Source organism: Amycolatopsis sp. NPDC004772 (assembly GCF_053601215.1).
Window position 1 is genome coordinate 62,562 of sequence record NZ_JBSGBK010000035.1, and the last position, 15,901, is coordinate 78,462.

14 protein-coding genes are annotated in these 15,901 nt (G+C 71.8%); 7 read left to right on the plus strand and 7 right to left on the minus strand.

Going from position 1 to position 15,901, the window contains the following annotated elements:
- Nucleotides 1-4: 4 nt before the first annotated feature.
- From ACWEF6_RS22045 to ACWEF6_RS22065, 5 genes are read left to right on the plus strand one after another with little or no spacing between them, the layout of a single operon-like run.
- Nucleotides 5-313 (plus strand): type VII secretion target, encoded by a 309-nt coding sequence (locus ACWEF6_RS22045; protein WP_310973606.1) that lies wholly within the window; start codon nt 5-7, stop codon nt 311-313.
- Entirely contained in the window at nt 313-4,107 is a 3,795-nt protein-coding gene (locus ACWEF6_RS22050) for a hypothetical protein (protein ID WP_449684674.1), read from the plus strand. The genes ACWEF6_RS22045 and ACWEF6_RS22050 overlap by 1 nt, the downstream gene beginning before the upstream one ends.
- Entirely contained in the window at nt 4,100-4,546 is a 447-nt protein-coding gene (locus ACWEF6_RS22055; RefSeq protein WP_449684675.1) for a hypothetical protein, read from the plus strand. Before ACWEF6_RS22050 ends, ACWEF6_RS22055 begins: the two co-directional genes overlap by 8 nt.
- 35 nt (nt 4,547-4,581) lie before the next feature.
- Entirely contained in the window at nt 4,582-5,034 is a 453-nt protein-coding gene (locus tag ACWEF6_RS22060; protein WP_449684676.1) for a hypothetical protein, read from the plus strand.
- Nucleotides 5,035-5,052: 18 nt separating this feature from the next.
- Entirely contained in the window at nt 5,053-5,898 is an 846-nt protein-coding gene (locus ACWEF6_RS22065) for a ferredoxin (RefSeq protein ID WP_449684677.1), read from the plus strand.
- On the opposite strand, the gene ilvA is transcribed toward ACWEF6_RS22065, so the two are convergent.
- Complete coding sequence (gene ilvA / locus ACWEF6_RS22070; RefSeq protein ID WP_449679209.1) at nt 5,883-7,085, minus strand: threonine ammonia-lyase; 1,203 nt, start codon at nt 7,083-7,085, stop codon at nt 5,883-5,885. The two genes, ACWEF6_RS22065 and ilvA, sit on opposite strands and share 16 nt — an antisense overlap.
- Before the next feature lie 95 nt (nt 7,086-7,180).
- On the opposite strand from ilvA, the gene ACWEF6_RS22075 reads away from it, so the two are divergent.
- Entirely contained in the window at nt 7,181-7,453 is a 273-nt protein-coding gene (locus ACWEF6_RS22075) for a hypothetical protein (protein WP_449684678.1), read from the plus strand.
- Nucleotides 7,454-7,686: 233 nt separating this feature from the next.
- Here the strand turns inward: ACWEF6_RS22075 and ACWEF6_RS22080 are convergent, their stop codons facing one another.
- The 6 genes from ACWEF6_RS22080 to ACWEF6_RS22105 form a co-directional block, all read right to left on the minus strand.
- Complete coding sequence (locus tag ACWEF6_RS22080; protein ID WP_310973619.1) at nt 7,687-8,844, minus strand: cystathionine gamma-synthase; 1,158 nt, start codon at nt 8,842-8,844, stop codon at nt 7,687-7,689.
- A 50-nt stretch (nt 8,845-8,894) separates the two neighbouring features.
- Nucleotides 8,895-9,320: a hypothetical protein gene (locus ACWEF6_RS22085; RefSeq protein WP_449684679.1), complete on the minus strand. Its 426-nt coding sequence runs from the start codon at nt 9,318-9,320 to the stop codon at nt 8,895-8,897.
- Entirely contained in the window at nt 9,321-9,737 is a 417-nt protein-coding gene (locus ACWEF6_RS22090) for a hypothetical protein (RefSeq protein ID WP_449679212.1), read from the minus strand.
- Between the two features lie 381 nt (nt 9,738-10,118).
- Nucleotides 10,119-11,660: a hypothetical protein gene (locus ACWEF6_RS22095; RefSeq protein WP_449684680.1), complete on the minus strand. Its 1,542-nt coding sequence runs from the start codon at nt 11,658-11,660 to the stop codon at nt 10,119-10,121.
- A gap of 127 nt (nt 11,661-11,787) precedes the next feature.
- Complete coding sequence (locus tag ACWEF6_RS22100) at nt 11,788-13,158, minus strand: cystathionine beta-synthase (RefSeq protein ID WP_449684681.1); 1,371 nt, start codon at nt 13,156-13,158, stop codon at nt 11,788-11,790.
- A gap of 320 nt (nt 13,159-13,478) precedes the next feature.
- The gene (locus ACWEF6_RS22105; RefSeq protein WP_449684682.1) at nt 13,479-14,423 is read right to left on the minus strand and encodes a pentapeptide repeat-containing protein; all 945 of its coding nucleotides are present in this window, start codon (nt 14,421-14,423) and stop codon (nt 13,479-13,481) included.
- Between the two features lie 115 nt (nt 14,424-14,538).
- Between ACWEF6_RS22105 and ACWEF6_RS22110 the strand changes: the two genes are divergently transcribed.
- Complete coding sequence (locus ACWEF6_RS22110) at nt 14,539-15,759, plus strand: acetyl-CoA C-acetyltransferase (protein ID WP_449684683.1); 1,221 nt, start codon at nt 14,539-14,541, stop codon at nt 15,757-15,759.
- The last annotated feature ends 142 nt before the right edge of the window (nt 15,760-15,901 follow it).

Consider the following 15,901-nt stretch of genomic DNA (forward strand, 5'->3'; position numbering starts at 1 on the left):
ACCGATGACGGACGTGGAACTCAGCACCGATCTGACGGCGCACGCGAAGCAGCTCGACGCCATCGGTGACGGGCTGCAGCAGGCCGTCGACGCGGCGAACCAGGTGAGCATGCCGACCGACGCGTACGGCATCCTCTGCCAGCCGTTCCGGATGATGCTGGACCCGGTGGAGCAGTACGGGATCGACGCACTCAAGGATGCCGTGCAGGCGATGACGGCGGTGTCGGGCAAGGTCCGCGAGGCCGCGGCGGCCTACCGCCGGTACGAGACGGGCGTCGCCGACGACTTGAACAAGTCCGCGGGCGGTGCGTGATGCCGGAGGGGAACCCGCTCGTCGCGGACGCCAAGAAGGACCCGGACGGGCCGGGCGCGTTCACGGCGGGCAACGGCGACTACGGCTGGGCCGGCGGCATCGGCATCGCCGAGTCGTCGATGGACGCGTTCAACGGCATCAAGGACGGCGACTGGGTGTCCGGCGGCCTGGGCGTGCTGTCGCTGGCGGGCGAGATCGCCGGCGCGGCGATCGACCCGTTCGGGTACCTGATGTCGTCGGTGGCGTCGTTCCTGATGGAACACGTGCAGCCGCTGAAGGACATGCTGGATTCGGTGGCGGGCAACCCGCCGGTGATCCAGTCCTATGCGGACACCTGGGGCAACGTCTCGAAGGCGCTGGGCGAGCGGAAAACGGACTTCGACAACGCGGTCAAGAACGGCACGACGGGCTGGACGGGAGCGGGCGCGGACGCGTACCGCGCGTTCGCCGCCGAGCACTCGGACGCACTCTCGGGCGCGGCGACGGTGGCGGGTGCGATCAGCACGGTCACCATGATCATGGGCCAGGTCGTGTCGTTCGTGCGCGAGACCGTGCGGCAGCTGATCGCGGACCTGGTGGGCAAGCTCATCGCGTGGGTGATGGAGGAGGTCTTCTCCCTCGGCTTCGGGACACCGGTGGTGGTCGCCCAGGCGTCGGCGGCGATCGCCAAGTGGGGCAAGAAGATCGGCGAGCTGCTCAAGAAGCTGACGGACACGATCCGGAAAGTGTCGCCGCTGCTGTCGAAGCTGGTGGACCTGTTCGAGAAGATCGCGAAGGTCTTCGGGAAGGTGCTGGGCAAGGTCAGCGGGCTCGACGGCCTGAAGGTCAAGGAGGGCGGGTTCGTCCGGAAGATCCCGAAGGAGGGAGGCGGGGTCCACGGCCGGGCGCACGGCGGATCGCACGGCGAGGACGGCCCGGAGGGCGGTTCCGGCGGGGATTCCTCCGGTTCTTCCTCGAGCGGCGGAGGGGATTCGCCGAGTTCCGATCCGATGAACACGGATCCGGGGTCCCGCCGAAGTTCGAGCCGCGACGGGTCGAGTACCCCGGAGGGCGACGGTTCGCCATCCCACACCGGCGACGGAGAGGCATCGCCATCGGCGGCCCGGTCGGACGACGGTTCGCCGTCCCATGCGGGTGAGGGGTCGGCTCCGCAGGGTTCGCCGTCCCACGCGGGGGACGGTTCTGCTTCGCGCGCCGCGGATGGTTCTCCGTCGCGAGCGGGCGATTCGAGCGCTTCGCCGACTCGGTCGGGCGATTCGAGCCCATCGGCGGTGCAGGGTGGGGACAGCACTCCCTCGCACACCGGCGACGGCAGCCCGTCGCCGGCTCGCGGCGGCACCCCTTCACACACTGGGGATAGCGGTCCCTCGCCCACACGTGGCAGCGACAGCACCCCTTCCCACACCGGCGACGGCAACCCTTCGCCGACACGTGGCAGCGACAGCACGCCCTCGCGCGCCGGGGACAGCAGTCCCTCGCACGCTGGCGACAACACCCCCTCGCACTCCGGGGACAGCACTCCCTCCCGAACCGGGGACGGCACTCCCGCCCGGGCCGGGGACAGCACTCCCTCGCACGCCAGCTCGTCCTCTCGGGCTGGGGACAGCTCGCACTCCGGGGCCGACTCGCCCAGCAATGCCGCGCCGCCTCGGGTTGACGGGTCCACCGCGGCCAGTGGGACCGCTCCCGCTCCTTCGCGGACCGGGGAGCCCGGGGCCGCCGTCCCCGCGGCTCGGGGTGGGGATGGTGCCTCTGTCCCGTCTCAGGGTGGCGCTCCGGTGATGGGCGGCGGTGGCCTGCCGCCCGGCGGTGGGGCCGGTGGCGGCCTCGGCGGGGGTTCCCCGCGCACCGGGGGCGGCTCGGGCTGGACCGGGACTCCCGGCAGCCCGGGCGCGCACGTCGACGCACCAGGCCGGCCGCGTGCCGGTGGGGAACTGCCCGGCGGTGGCCGTCCGCGGACTCCGGATGCTCCCGCTCCCGCCGCCCGGGGGTTCGGGCCCGGGACGCATGCACCCGACACGCGCGCTCCCGGCGCCCGGCCGCACGAAAGCGGTCCCGGCCCGCGCGAACGCACCCCCCAGCAAAGCGGCCCTCACCAGAACGGCCCTCACGAGCGCGCCCCGCACGAGAACGGCCCCCACCAGAACCCGCACGAAAACACGCCCCACGACAACACACCCCACGACGGCGCCACCCCGCACCACGACCCCCTCACCCCCGACGAGGTCAACGCGCGCCACGCCGAAAGCACCCCCTCCGGCAGCTCCTACCACGCCGGCGACCCGGACATGGGCGACCTTCCCCACCGCGTCCAGCCCGACCCCGATGGCCGCTACACCGTCGATGTGCACGTCACCCCCGACGGCCACGCGCGGATCGGCGACCGCCTCTACACCCCCGAGGAATTCGCCGACATCCTGCGGCGCAACGGGGACTACGACGGGCGCCCGATCCGGCTGATCGGGTGTGATGCCAGCTCCAACGACTTCGCGCACCGGCTCTCGCGGGAACTCGACACCGAGGTCATGGCGCCGACCAAGCCCGCTTGGACGGACTCGCACGGCCGCGTCTTCTCCTCCGACTACGAGATCGGCCCCGATGGGCGGATGCGGCCCCGGATCCCGCCGGACGGCGAGTGGAACACCCACCACCCCGACGGCTCGACGCACCGCGCGGGCGATGACGGCTTCGCGCCCGAAAGCCACCACGGCGACCAGCACGACGTCGATGCCGACAGCGCGCAGCACCGCGGGGACAACGACACCCCCGACCAGCAGCAGCTGCCCTACGACGATGTCCCGCAGCCGCGGTCGATTCCGCGGAATACGCGGGAATTCGACGAACGGTTCGTCACCTTCGACCGGCACGAGGACAGCCACTACGCCGGCCATCGGGACCGGCCCGGCGACCACCCGCCGATCGAGTCGCCGAGGGAGATCGAGGACCTCGAGCCGCGGACGCGCAACTCGAAGCTCACCGAAGACGGTGTCCCGCAGGTCCTGCGCGGGGAACGTCCGCTGGCGGCGGACGCGCAGTACAACGTGACCTACAAGAACGGTGCCACCACCCACTTCTTCACCGACCCGCAAGGCCGGGTGACGCACGTCGAGGCGACGCCCGGCACGCAGGCGCCGTTCCACAACCCCGATCTGCGCTATCCGCTGCTCCCCGGCACGCAGTACCGGGTGGCCAACTTCCACGACGCGAACAAGCACTGGGACTTCCAGATCGGCGACCACGGCCGGCCGGTCGCGATGTCGGGCGAGCCGCACTTCGGCGGCCAGAACGAGGACTTCCGCGACACCGCGTCGCAGAACCGCTCCGGCGGCGAAGGCCGCAAGGCGTTCCGGGGCGACGCCGACTACGACCAGGTCAAGTGGGCCGGAGGGCACTTCGCGGCCAACGAGATGGGCGGGCCCGGCGAGTACGTCAACATGCACTCGCAGATGGCGGCGTCCAACAGCGGCAACAACCGCGACGGCTGGATCCACGACGCGTCGTGGCGCCGTCAGGAGGTCGCGCTCGGCGAGTACGCCGCCCGGCCCGGCCACGAGATCGAGAACTACCAGGTCCGGACCACCGGCGAGCTGCCCGGCGGCGTTCCCGCGGAAGTCACCATGCGCTGGCAGAAGGTCACCTACGAAGTCGACGCGGACGGCGAACTCGTGCTCGACGCGAACGGCAAGCCGATCGAGCTCTCGCGGGAGACCCAGGAGCGCGTGTTCAAGAACGACCCGTCGAAGATCAACTACGGCCCGAAGACCCCGTACGGAAGCGAGAGCGCCGATGCTTGACGACCTCACCGGCGGGATCGCCGCCGCGCTCGCGGGCAGCGCACCCGCGGGCTGGGCGCGGATCACGCTCACCGTTTCCTCGACCGTGCTCGCCGACGACTACGCGCTCCAGGTGAAGCTGGCCGACGGCCGCAACGGGTCGATGGTCACGCCACCGGAGGTCAAGGACGGCTTCGAGCAGCTGCGGGCGCGGATGTACGAACCCGGCCGGGGCACGTGGTTTTCCGCGACCGTCGAGCTGCGGGCGGGCGTCGCGCCGGAATTCCGCTACAACTACGACGAAGACCCCCGCTGGTGGCCGCCGCTGCACCCCACCGCGTTCTCGCGGGACCTCGAAGCGTTCCCCCGCGAAGACACCCACATCCCGCCGTGGCTGCGGGAACTGCTCGCCGAGGGCGAGCAGCTCGAACAGCAGCGGACCCCGCCCGCCGTGCCATGATGGCCCCGCCCCGAACCACTAGGAGGAACCCGCGCATGCCCGTTTGGCCGCTGCTCGACCCGATCCAGCAGAAGGAAGAGCTGGACGGAATCACGAAGGCGCTGGTTGACGCGCTGTCGCCCGGCTGGCGGCAGCTGATGATCGACTTCCGCGCGGTCGGCCGGAACATCGACGTCGCCGTCGGCCTGACCGGGCCGGACGGCCAGGAACGCGTCTGGGACCCACCCGCCGAGGTGTGGCGCGCCTTCCAGCGGCTGCGCGGCGGGATGTACACCGAGAACGAGGGCACCTGGTTCTCCGCGCGCTACACGCTCGAACCGCCGTCGCGCTTCACCATCCAGTACAACTACGAGAACCAGCCGGACTTCCAGCCGCCGCCGGCGCCGGGCGAGTTCGCGACCGAGCAGGAGCGCTTCCCGCGCGACGAGGCGTCCATGCCGGACTGGTACCGCGCCGGGCTCGAAGCGGCTCGCGCGGAGGGCAACTGACACCGGGAGTTCCGCGTCATGACCCAGCCACCGGGGCCGCTGCGCCCGGACCAGCAGCAGGAGATCGTCCGCCAGGTCGGCGCGGTGCTGACCGCGCAGGTGCCGCCGGGGTGGCGGCAGGTGCGCGTCGAATACCGGGCCGCCGGGCGGCACGTCGAGACCGACCTGCTGGTGACCGGGCCGGACGGCGTGCCCCGGCCCGGCCAGCCGCACCCGGAAGCGGTGCGGCTGCTCGGGGTGCTGCGGTCGGGCATGTACCAGCCCGGCTTCGGCACCTGGCTGGGCGCGATCCTCGTGTTCGAGCCGGCGCAGCCGCCCGACGTCGACTTCGTGCGGCCCGACCTCGAACCGCCGTTCCGGCAGCAGCCGCCGCCGATCGGGTTCCAGGACGAGCTGCGGTTCTTCCCGCGCGCCGACGAGCACATCCCGGCCTGGCTGCGGGAGCGCGCGGGGCTGACCGCGCCGGCCGCCGCCGGCGAGGTGCGCACGCCGCGGATCTACGACGGCCTCGACGCCTCGGGCAAGCCGCTGGTCCGGCGCGCGCCGCTGATCCCGGCGGAAGCCGAGCGGGTGCTCGCCTACCTCGACGCGGCGCCGGTCATCCTGGCCTCGCGCAGCAACGGCCCGGACGCCTTCGCACCGGACCGCGCGGACGCCGTGCCGATGAACTTCCGCACCGACGGGGCCTGGGCCTGGCCCGGCGCGGTGGCGTACTACCTGCGTGAGCACGGCGTGCCGCCGGACCCGGACCTGGTCGCCCACATCCGGGCCCGGCGCTTCACCGCGCCGTCGGACGTCCCGGAGCCCGCCAAGGACCTGGCCCTGGCGGCCATCACGGGAGAACCCCCTCAGACGACCGTGTAGCCAGCGTTGGTCAGCGCGAACTCGACCTCTTTGCAGTGCTCCGGGCCGCGGGTCTCCAGCGCCAGCACGACGTCGGCCTCGCCGAGGTCGAGGCTGCCGGAGATGCGCGAATGCTCGACGTCGAGCACGTTCGCGCCCAGCTCGCTGACGCACGACAGCACGCCCACCAGCGAGCCCGGGCGGTCCGGGACCCGCAGGTGGAGGCGCAGGTAGCGGCCGCCGGCCGTCATGCCGTGCTGGATGATCTGCAGCAAAAGCACCGGATCGACGTTGCCGCCCGAGAGAACCGCCACCACCGGGGGCTCGAAGATCCCGGGGTGCTGCAGCAGCGCGGCGACCGTCGCGGCGCCGGCCGGCTCGACCACCAGCTTCCGGCGCTCCAGGCACAGCAGCACCGCGCGGGACAGGAACTGCTCGGAGACCGTCACGACGTCGTCGACCAGCGACTCGACGTGCGCGAAGCTGACCAGGCCGGGTTCGCCGACCGCGATCCCGTCGGCCATCGTCGACGTCGTGCTCAGCCGCACCGGCGCGCCCGCCGCCAGCGACGGCGGGTAAGCCGCGGCCTCCTCGGCCTGGACGCCGACGACGCGGACGTCCGGCCGCAGCGCCTTCACCGCCGAGGCGACCCCGCCGACCAGCCCGCCGCCGCCGGTGGCGACCAGGATGGTCTTCACGCCCGGCACCTGCTCGAGGATCTCGAGGCCGACCGTGCCCTGGCCGGCGATGACGTCCGGGTGGTCGAAGGGGTGGATGAACACCGCGCCGGTCCGCTCGCCGAACTCGATCGCGGCGTGGAGCGTCTCCTCCAGGAGCGCGCCGTGCAGGTGGACGTCGGCGCCGTAGCCGCGAGTGGCGGCCAGCTTCGGCAACGGGGCCCGCAGCGGCATGAAGACGGTGGACTTGGCGCCGAGCAGCGACGACGCCAGCGCGACGCCCTGCGCGTGGTTGCCGGCGCTGGCGGCGACGACGCCCCGGTCGCGTTCGGCCTCGGTCAGGCCGTGGATGCGCGTGTAGGCGCCACGGATCTTGAACGACCCCGTCCGCTGCAGGTTTTCGCACTTCAGGTACACCGGACCGCCGTGAAGCTTGCGCAGGTCGCGCGCGTGCTCCATCGGCGTCACCCGGGTCACTCCTTTGAGGAGTTCCCGGGCGGCCTGGATCCGCTCGAGGGTGACGAGTTCCATGGGCCGGACTATGCCACTCAGGAACTCCACAGGTTGAGTGGACCGTGAGCCGGGTACCCTGGGTCGCGTCAACACGCGGTAAACAAGGAGCAACCATGGCAGCGGGGAACGACGCGGATCCGGCCCGACGGGCGCGCGCCACCCGCTCAGCCGGCCTGCTGCCGCTGGTCATCGGCCTGGCCTCGGCCGCCGCGCTCACCGGTGCCGCGTACATCACGGTGGACAGCGCGTCCTGCGGGTCGCCGGCCCAGTACATCCGCCACGACAGCCACGTCGAGCTCGTCGGCGGCTGTGTCGACGGCGCGAAGCTGCCGGCCACCGGCACGTCGTCGCCCGGCGGTGTCGTGCACGGGAACTACAGCCCCTGACCTGCGGATCCCCGATGATCATCGGGGACGCGGTCGCCTACGCCTGGGGTTCGGACGAGCGCGTGGTGCGGATCGGGTCGACGGCCGGGCGCTGCTCGCGATGCAGGCGCCGTTCAGCGACCCCGAGGCGGAGGCCGCGTTTTCTGCGGAACACGGTCGAGGACCGCCGCGTGGTGATCACGCTCCGGGTGGAGCGGCTCTACGGCGGCGGCCTCGACGTGGGTGCTCGAGCGTCAGCCCAGGGCGGCCAGCAGGTCCGCCACCAGGTCGCGGCCGTCCTCGATGCCGACCGAGAGGCGGAGCAGGTCGGCCGGGACCTGAAGGGTCGAGCCGGCCGTGCTCGCGTGGGTCATCTTGCCCGGGTGCTCGATCAGCGACTCGATGCCGCCGAGCGACTCGGCGAGGATGAACAGCTTCGTGCGGCTCGCCACTTCCAGGGCCGCCGCTTCGCCGTCCACGTGGCTGAAGGACACCATCCCGCCGAAGCGGCGCATCTGCTTCGCGGCCGTCTCGTGGCCCGGGTGCTCCGGCAGACCCGGGTAGTAGACCTTCGCCACCTTCGGGTGCTTGACCAGGGCCTGGACGATCTTCTCGGCGTTGTCGCTGTGGCGCTCCATGCGCAGGGCGAGGGTCTTGATGCCGCGCAGGGTCAGCCACGCGTCGAACGGCCCCGGCACCGCGCCCGCGGCGTTGCGCAGGTAGAAGAACTGCTCGCGCAGCTCGTCTTCGTTCGTGATGATCGCGCCGCCGACGACGTCGGAGTGGCCGCCGAGGTACTTGGTGGTCGAGTGCAGGACGATGTCCGCGCCCAGGGCCAGCGGGTTCTGCAGGTACGGCGTCGCGAAGGTGTTGTCGACGACCAGGCGGGCACCGGCGTCGTGCGCGACCCCGGCCAGCGCGGCGATGTCGGCGATGCCGAGCATCGGGTTGGTCGGCGACTCGCACCAGACGAGCTTGGTCTCGGGCCGGATCGCGGCGCGCACCTCGTCGAGGTTCGCCAGGTCGGCGACGGTGTGCTCGACGCCCCACAGGCTGAGCACCTTGTCGATCAGGCGGAACGTGCCGCCGTACGCGTCGTTGCCGAGCACGAGGTGGTCACCGGGGCGCAGGGTACTGCGCAGCACCACGTCGGAGGCGGCCATGCCGGACGCGAAGGCCAGCGCGTGCCGGCCGCCTTCCAGCGAGGCCAGTGCCTCCTCCAGCGCCGACCGGGTCGGGTTCGCGGTGCGCGAGTACTCGTAGTCGCCCTCGCGGGTCCCGCCCACGCCGTCCTGCGCGTAGGTCGAGGTCTGGTAGATCGGCACGATCACCGCGCCGGTGCGGGGGTCGGGCTTCTGACCGGCGTGGATGGCGCGGGTCTCGAAGCCTAGTACGGAGTAGTCGTCCACCATTGGTTCAGCGTACGGGCCACCCCTGACATTCCCGTCAGGTGGGATGGATCTCAGCGGTGTGTCCAGCGGCGGGTGGCCGGCAAGGCCGCGAGCACCAGCAGCACGACGAGCGGCGTCGAGATGACGATCCCGCGCACCAGCGGGTCGCCCAGCCCGGTTGGGCCGCCCACGAGGAAGAGGACGAGCCGGCTGCGGAGCACCGCGTCGACGACGGTGGCGACGAGCGCCAGGCCCGCCGCGAACAGGCACAGCACCCGGCCCGCCGCCACGCGCGCGAGCAGGGACACCCCGCCGAGGACGAGGAGCAGCCCGATGACCGCGTCGGCGATCTGACCGGGGACCAGCAGGTCGCTTTGGCCCAGCCCCGTGACGAGGCTCCACCAGAAGGTGCCCAGCAGGAACCACACGCCGTCGAGCACCGCGAGCACGCCGGCGGCGATCGCCGTGGCCGCGCGGGGCGGGGCCGTGACCGGCACTCACCAGCTCCGGGACGAATACGCGCCCTGGCCGGACAGCGCCGGGACCACCGACGTGCGGTAGCGCAGGTAGCGGAACGTCGGCGGCAGGAACGCCAGCACCAGCACGAGCACCGCGAGCGCCGCCAGGCCGACGCGGTCGACCATGGCGAACCCGCCGTGGGTGAACATCGCGTCCGCGAAGCGGGCCGGCGGCACGCCGACCGACATCGGCTCGGTGAGCAGGGCGCCGATGGCCAGCAGGGCGCCCAGGCCGAGGAGGACCGCCCCCGCCGTCGCGCGGAACAGCGTGGCCAGCGATCCGAGGAGCAGCACCAGTCCCGCGACGAGGTAGGCGGCGAGGTCCACCAGCACCCAGGCCGGCAGCGCACCCAGGCTGAATTCGGCCGGCATGTCGAGGAAGATCTTGACCGGCACGTATCCCGCGGCGACCGCGGCCGGAAAACCGAGCAGACCGGCGAGAACCGCCGTTACTCCGGATGGCCGAGCCGATGAATACGAATGCGAATGCGACACCGGGTATCGGTGCGGACCGGTCACAACTCCCCCATCTGCCAAGCGCGGGACCACGGCGCTCACCCTAACCGGAATCGGGGGAATCAAGCCGAAACGCGAACGGAATTCGGCCGGACGGCGGAACCCAAGATCATTTTTGTGCGGTAGTGGCAGAAATAGGGTCACGCGATTACCGGCCGTGGTGCCGCCCCGGCAATTGTCCTCTTCGGACAATTGCGGACCCGGAAAATGCAACGTGCCCCGGAGCCGAATCGGCTCCGGGGCACGAATGCGCGTCCTAGCTCACCACTGCTGCTGCGGGGGCTGGCCGGGCTGGCCGAACCCGCCGCTCGGCGGGCCCTGCTGCCCCGGCGGCTGGCCCCAGCCCTGCGGCGGCTGACCCGGCTGCCCGGGTTGTCCCGGCTGGCCGTACCCACCGGGCTGGCCGTACCCACCGGGCTGACCCGGCTGCGGGAAGCCCCCGCTCGACGGCTGCGGGAACCCGCCGCTGGACGGGTTGGGCCCGCCCGGCTGGCCGTAGCCACCCGGCTGGCCGTACCCCGGCTGACCCGGCTGCCCGGGCTGCCCCGGCTGCCCGTACCCACCGGGCTGACCGAACCCACCGGGCTGACCCGGCTCGCCGTAACCACCCGGCTGCCCGAACCCACCCGGCTGACCGGGCTGACCCGGCTGGCCGAAGCCCGGCTGCTGCGGGCCACCGAAGCCCGGCGGCGGTCCGCCGAAGCCCTGCGGCCCGCCCGGCGCGGCACCGCCGGCCCCGAGGCCGACGAACTGCTGCGTCGCCGGGACGAGCCCGAGCACGCCCACGATGAGGATGAGCACGCCCAGGATCAGCGGCGGCAGCCCGATGCCGAAGGTGTCCCGGCTGGACGCCCCGCCGACGAAGTCGCTGTTCGGGGTCATCCCGATCTTGAGCAGCAGGGCGAACACCGCGAGGAGCGCACCACCCGCGACGACCGCGATCGGGACGAACTTCCGGATGCCGCCCAGCCGGCCCGCGAGCGCCAGCCCGACACCGCCGGCGAGGGAGATCAGCGAACCCAGCAGGATCATGATCACGTAGAACCAGACCAGCCCCGGGCCGATCAGCCCGGCGGCGTCGAGCGCCTTCTGGATGATGTCCGAGTCCGTGCTGCCGACGATCGTGGAGTAGTCGCTCGCGTCGCCCATGTAGTTGAACGAGATGATGAGCGCGATCAGGCCCAGCAGGGCGACGACGCCACCGGCGATGTAGCCGAAGAGGGCGTTGCCGCCCGCGGCCGGCGCGCCGAACGGCTGCTGCGGCCCGCCGAAGCCGGGCTGCTGCTGACCGAAACCGGGGGCACCGAACCCCTGCGGCGGCTGGCCGAAGCCCGGCTGCTGCCCGAATCCGCCCTGCTGGCCTGGCTGCCCGAAGCCGCCCTGCTGCTGGCCGTACCCCCCGGGCTGCTGGCCGAAGGCCGCGGCCGGGTTGTCGGCCGCGCTCGGCGGCGGGGTGTACGGGATCGCCGGCGGCTGGGAGCCCGGGGGCACCAGCTGCGTCGAGTCCGCGACCGGGGCGTCGCCGCCGCCGACCGGGTTCACCATCTGGGTCGCGTTCGCGTCGACCGGCGGCATCGCCTGGGTCGCGCCCGCCCCGCCGTCACCCGGCCGGCCCGGCTGGACCACCTGGGTCGGCTCCGGCGTCTCCCCGAACGGGGAACCGCCCTGAGGCTGGGCGGGCTGGACGACCTGCGTCGGTTCGGGGCTGCCGAACGGGTCCTGCTGCGGCTGGGGGCCACTCGGCGGGCCCTGAGGTGGCTGGCCGCCACCCCACGGCTGGTTCGGTGGCTGCGGTGCACTCATGTGGGTCTTGAACCCCCTTGACGAGGACGCGAAAGTGTTCTACTCGCGCCCACGCTATCGGATCGCCCGGCGGGGCGCTCGTAACGCCCCTGCCGGGTCCGCCGATAAAGGCTCTCTTCGGGCGTGGTCAGCGACCGGCCAGGAAGCCCAGGAGGTCGTGCCGGGTGACGACGCCGGCCGGCTTGCCGTCGACCAGCACGAGCGCGCCGTCGGCCCCCTGGAGCGCGGTCATCGCCGCGCCCACCTGCTCGCTGCCGCCGATCGTCGGCAGCGGCGGGGACATGTGCTGCTCGAGCCGGTCGGCCAGCTGCGCCTTGCCAGTGAACAGCGCGTCGAGCAGGTCACGTTCGTTGACGGCGCCGACGACCTCGGCCGCCATCACCGGCGGTTCCGCGCTGACGACGGGCATCTGGCTCACGCTGAATTCGGAGAGGATCGCGATCGCCTCGGCGACGGTCTCGTTCGGGTGAGAGTGCACCAGATCGGGCAGCGTGCCGCTCTTCTTCGTGAGCACGTCGGCGACCGTCGCGCCCGAGGAGTCCGGCGGCAGGAAGCCGTAGGAGGACATCCACGTGTCGTTGAACACCTTCGTCAGGTAGCCGCGGCCGCCGTCGGGCAGCAGCACGACCACGACGTCGTCCTCGGTGAGCCGCTCGGCGAGCTTCAGCGCGGCGGCGACGGCCATCCCGCAGGAGCCGCCGACCAGCAGGCCCTCCTCCAGCGCCAGGCGCCGGGTGACCTGGAAGGAGTCGGCGTCGGAAACCGGGATGATCTCGTCGGCGATGTCGCGGTCGTAGGTGTCCGGCCAGAAGTCCTCGCCGACGCCTTCGACCAGGTACGGGCGGCCGCTGCCGCCGGAGTAGACCGAGCCCTCCGGGTCGGCGCCGACCACCTGCACGGCGCCGTCGCTGATCTCCTTGAGGTACTTGCCGGTGCCGGAGATCGTGCCGCCGGTGCCGACGCCCGCGACGAAGTGGGTGATCCGGCCTTCGGTCTGCGTCCACAGCTCGGGGCCGGTCGAGTGGTAGTGGCTCTCCGGGTTCTGCGGGTTGGCGTACTGGTTGGGCTTCCAGGCGCCGTCGATCTCGCGGACCAGGCGGTCGGAGACGTTGTAGTAGGAGTCCGGGTGTTCGGGCGGCACCGCCGTCGGGCACACCACGACGCGGGCGCCGTACGCCTTGAGCACGTTGCGCTTGTCTTCGCTGACCTTGTCCGGGCAGACGAACACGCACCGGTAGCCCTTGCGCTGGGCGACCATGGCCAGGCCGACGCCGGTGTTGCCGGACGTCGGCTCCACGATCGTGCCGCCCGGGCGCAGCTCGCCGGATGCTTCGGCGGCCTCGATCATGCGCAGCGCGATGCGGTCCTTGACCGAGCCACCCGGGTTCAGGTACTCGACCTTGGCCAGCACGAGCGGCTTGAGCCCCTTGGTCAACGAGTTCAGCTTGACCAGCGGGGTGTTGCCCACGAGGTCTGCGATGTGCTCTGCGTACTCCACGACCGCCAGCCTAAACGGCGTCCCCATGGCGCTGTCCACCCAGCGCGGGGCGGGCTCCGGGTGCGCGTCGGCATGCCGGGCCGCGAGCGCGGGGTCGGGCCGCCCGGCGGGGACCTAGGCGGCCACCAAGCCGCTCGTCCGCACCGGCACCGGCCCGAGGGCCGTCACACGCTGAGCCGTCATCCCGTCCCGGAGGTTCCGCCCGGCGTCGATGGCCGGGCAGCCGGTTCGAAGGGACAGGGACGTCCAGGAAGTCTGGACCATCATCATCGCCAGTTCACCTCCCAGTGGAATGGCGAGCCGTTACGAGTGGGACGATCCTATCGGGCCGCCGGTTGCCCCGGTTCGTCCTTTCGTGTCAATTCCACCTGGCCGGCCTCACCGGCGATCGGCCGTTCTTCCCAGCCCGGCGGCCAGGTCCGCGGAAATCCCGGCTTCGCCCGCGCACCGGCGAGCCGGGCGGCGGACTTCGTCCCGAAATCGGCCGGACCTGCGAAGACGGCGCCGTTGAAACTGTCGCGTTCGCCGCCGAAAACGGTTCCGCGGAAATCGACGCGATCGGCGAAGAGGGCTTTGTTGAAGTCGGCCTTGGTGCGGAATTCGGTCCCGCGGAACGAGGCCAGCCCGGAAAACTTCGTGTCGTAGCAGACGATCGAACGGACCGAGCAGTGCGTGAGGGTCAGCCCGACCAGCTCGGCACCGGAGAAGTCGAGGTCGGTGTCCGGCCAGAAGTCGCCGCTCGGCTGCTCGGCCCGGCCGGGCCGCAGGTGCAGCATGAGGATGCGCTGCGCGGCCTTGCGGACCTGCAGCTCCTCGGCGTCCTCGCCGGGGTCGTGGGGCATCCGCAGGTAGGCGCAGAAGACGTTGACGATCGTCTGCCGGTGCTCCGGGTGACCGGCGGCGAGCCGTTCCAGCGCGTACAGCCCGGCCAGCCGCACCGGCGCCTTGTCGCTGCCGAGCTGGTCGGCGGCCTTGCCGTACATCTCGGTGATCCGGCGCTCGGTGGCGTCGTGGTCCTTCTGCACCAGCTCCAGCTCGGCCGACCGCTGCCGCCGCGCGGCGAGCAGGAGGGCCGCGGCACCCCCGGTGCCGACGACGATGTTGGCCGCGGTCTTCAGCGCGTCGAGCCGGGCCGAGTCCTCCGGGCGACCACCGCCCAGCAGCGTCAGCAGCAGGGTGGCGGCGAGCGCGGCGACGGTCAGCAGACCGGCGCTCCACAGCACGATCGTCCTGGTCCGCAGCACCCGCTCGAGCTGGTTTCCCACGCGGTGATCCTGGCAGACCGGGCAACCTCACAGTCGCTCCGGCTTTCTCCCGGCCGCCGTACCCGGCAGTATGGTGAGCAACTGCTTAGCTCGCGATACGAGGATGTGTCACGTCATGCCTGAAGCCGTCATCGTCTCCACCGCACGCTCGCCCATCGGGCGGGCCAACAAGGGCTCGCTGGTCGGCATGCGGCCCGACGACCTGACCGCCCAGATGGTCACGGCGGCGCTGGCCAAGGTGCCGCAGCTCGACCCGGCCGACATCGACGACCTGATGCTGGGCTGCGGCCTGCCGGGCGGCGAGTCCGGGTTCAACATGGGCCGCGCGGTCGCCGTCGAGCTGGGCTACGACCACCTGCCCGGCTGCACGATCACCCGGTACTGCTCCTCCAGCCTGCAGACCACCCGGATGGCCTTCCACGCGATCAAGGCCGGCGAAGGCGACGTCTTCATCTCGGCCGGCGTCGAGACCGTGTCGCGGTTCGGCAAGGGCAGCTCGGACTCCTGGCCGGACACGCACAACCCGCTGTTCGCCGACGCCGAAGCGCGCACCAAGGCGACCGCCGAGTCCGGCACCGACACCTGGACCGACCCGCGCACCGAGGGCAATGTCCCGGACGTCTACATCGCGATGGGCCAGACCGCGGAGAACCTGGCCCGGCTGAAGGGCGTCACGCGCGAGGAGATGGACGAGTTCGGCGTCCGCTCGCAGAACCTGGCCGAGAAGGCCATCGCGGACGGCTTCTGGGCCAAGGACATCACCCCCGTCACGCTTCCGGACGGCACGGTCGTCTCGAAGGACGACGGCCCGCGCGCCGGCGTCACCCTGGAAGGCGTCTCCGGCCTGAAGCCGGTGTTCCGCCCGGACGGCCGGGTCACGGCGGGCAACTGCTGCGCGCTCAACGACGGCGCGGCGGCGCTGGTCATCATGTCCGACACGAAGGCGCGCGAACTGGGCCTGACGCCGCTGGCGCGGATCGTCTCCACCGGGGTCACCGGGCTTTCGCCGGAGATCATGGGCTACGGCCCGGTCGAGGCGTCCAAGCAGGCGCTCTCGCGCGCGGGGCTGTCGATCGGCGACATCGACCTGGTCGAGATCAACGAGGCGTTCGCGGCGCAGGTCATCCCGTCCTACCAGGACCTGGGCATCGAGCTGGACCGGCTCAACGTCAACGGCGGCGCGATCGCGGTCGGCCACCCGTTCGGCATGACCGGCGCCCGGATCACCTCGACGCTGATCAACTCCCTGCAGCACCACGACAAGCAGTTCGGCCTCGAGACGATGTGCGTCGGCGGCGGCCAGGGCATGGCGCTGATCATCGAGCGCCTCTCCTGACCCAAGCGCCCCAATGTGGCGTTGGTTGCGTCAGACGCACCCAATGTGGCGTTCGGTGCGTCTGACGCACCGAACGCCACATTGAGGTTTTCTCAGTAGGGCTGGGTGGGGTGCGTGTTGCCGTGAGATGAGGCGTGGGGCC

Excerpts from the sequence above, each read along its gene's own strand:
- ACWEF6_RS22045 (WP_310973606.1), top strand. The coding sequence starts at position 5 with ATGACGGACGTGGAACTCAGCACCGATCTGACGGCGCACGCGAAGCAG.
- ACWEF6_RS22050 (WP_449684674.1), top strand. The coding sequence starts at position 313 with ATGCCGGAGGGGAACCCGCTCGTCGCGGACGCCAAGAAGGACCCGGAC.
- ACWEF6_RS22055 (WP_449684675.1), top strand. The coding sequence starts at position 4,100 with ATGCTTGACGACCTCACCGGCGGGATCGCCGCCGCGCTCGCGGGCAGC.
- ACWEF6_RS22060 (WP_449684676.1), top strand. The coding sequence starts at position 4,582 with ATGCCCGTTTGGCCGCTGCTCGACCCGATCCAGCAGAAGGAAGAGCTG.
- ACWEF6_RS22065 (WP_449684677.1), top strand. The coding sequence starts at position 5,053 with ATGACCCAGCCACCGGGGCCGCTGCGCCCGGACCAGCAGCAGGAGATC.
- ilvA (WP_449679209.1), bottom strand. The coding sequence starts at position 7,085 with ATGGAACTCGTCACCCTCGAGCGGATCCAGGCCGCCCGGGAACTCCTC.
- ACWEF6_RS22075 (WP_449684678.1), top strand. The coding sequence starts at position 7,181 with ATGGCAGCGGGGAACGACGCGGATCCGGCCCGACGGGCGCGCGCCACC.
- ACWEF6_RS22080 (WP_310973619.1), bottom strand. The coding sequence starts at position 8,844 with ATGGTGGACGACTACTCCGTACTAGGCTTCGAGACCCGCGCCATCCAC.
- ACWEF6_RS22095 (WP_449684680.1), bottom strand. The coding sequence starts at position 11,660 with ATGAGTGCACCGCAGCCACCGAACCAGCCGTGGGGTGGCGGCCAGCCA.
- ACWEF6_RS22110 (WP_449684683.1), top strand. The coding sequence starts at position 14,539 with ATGCCTGAAGCCGTCATCGTCTCCACCGCACGCTCGCCCATCGGGCGG.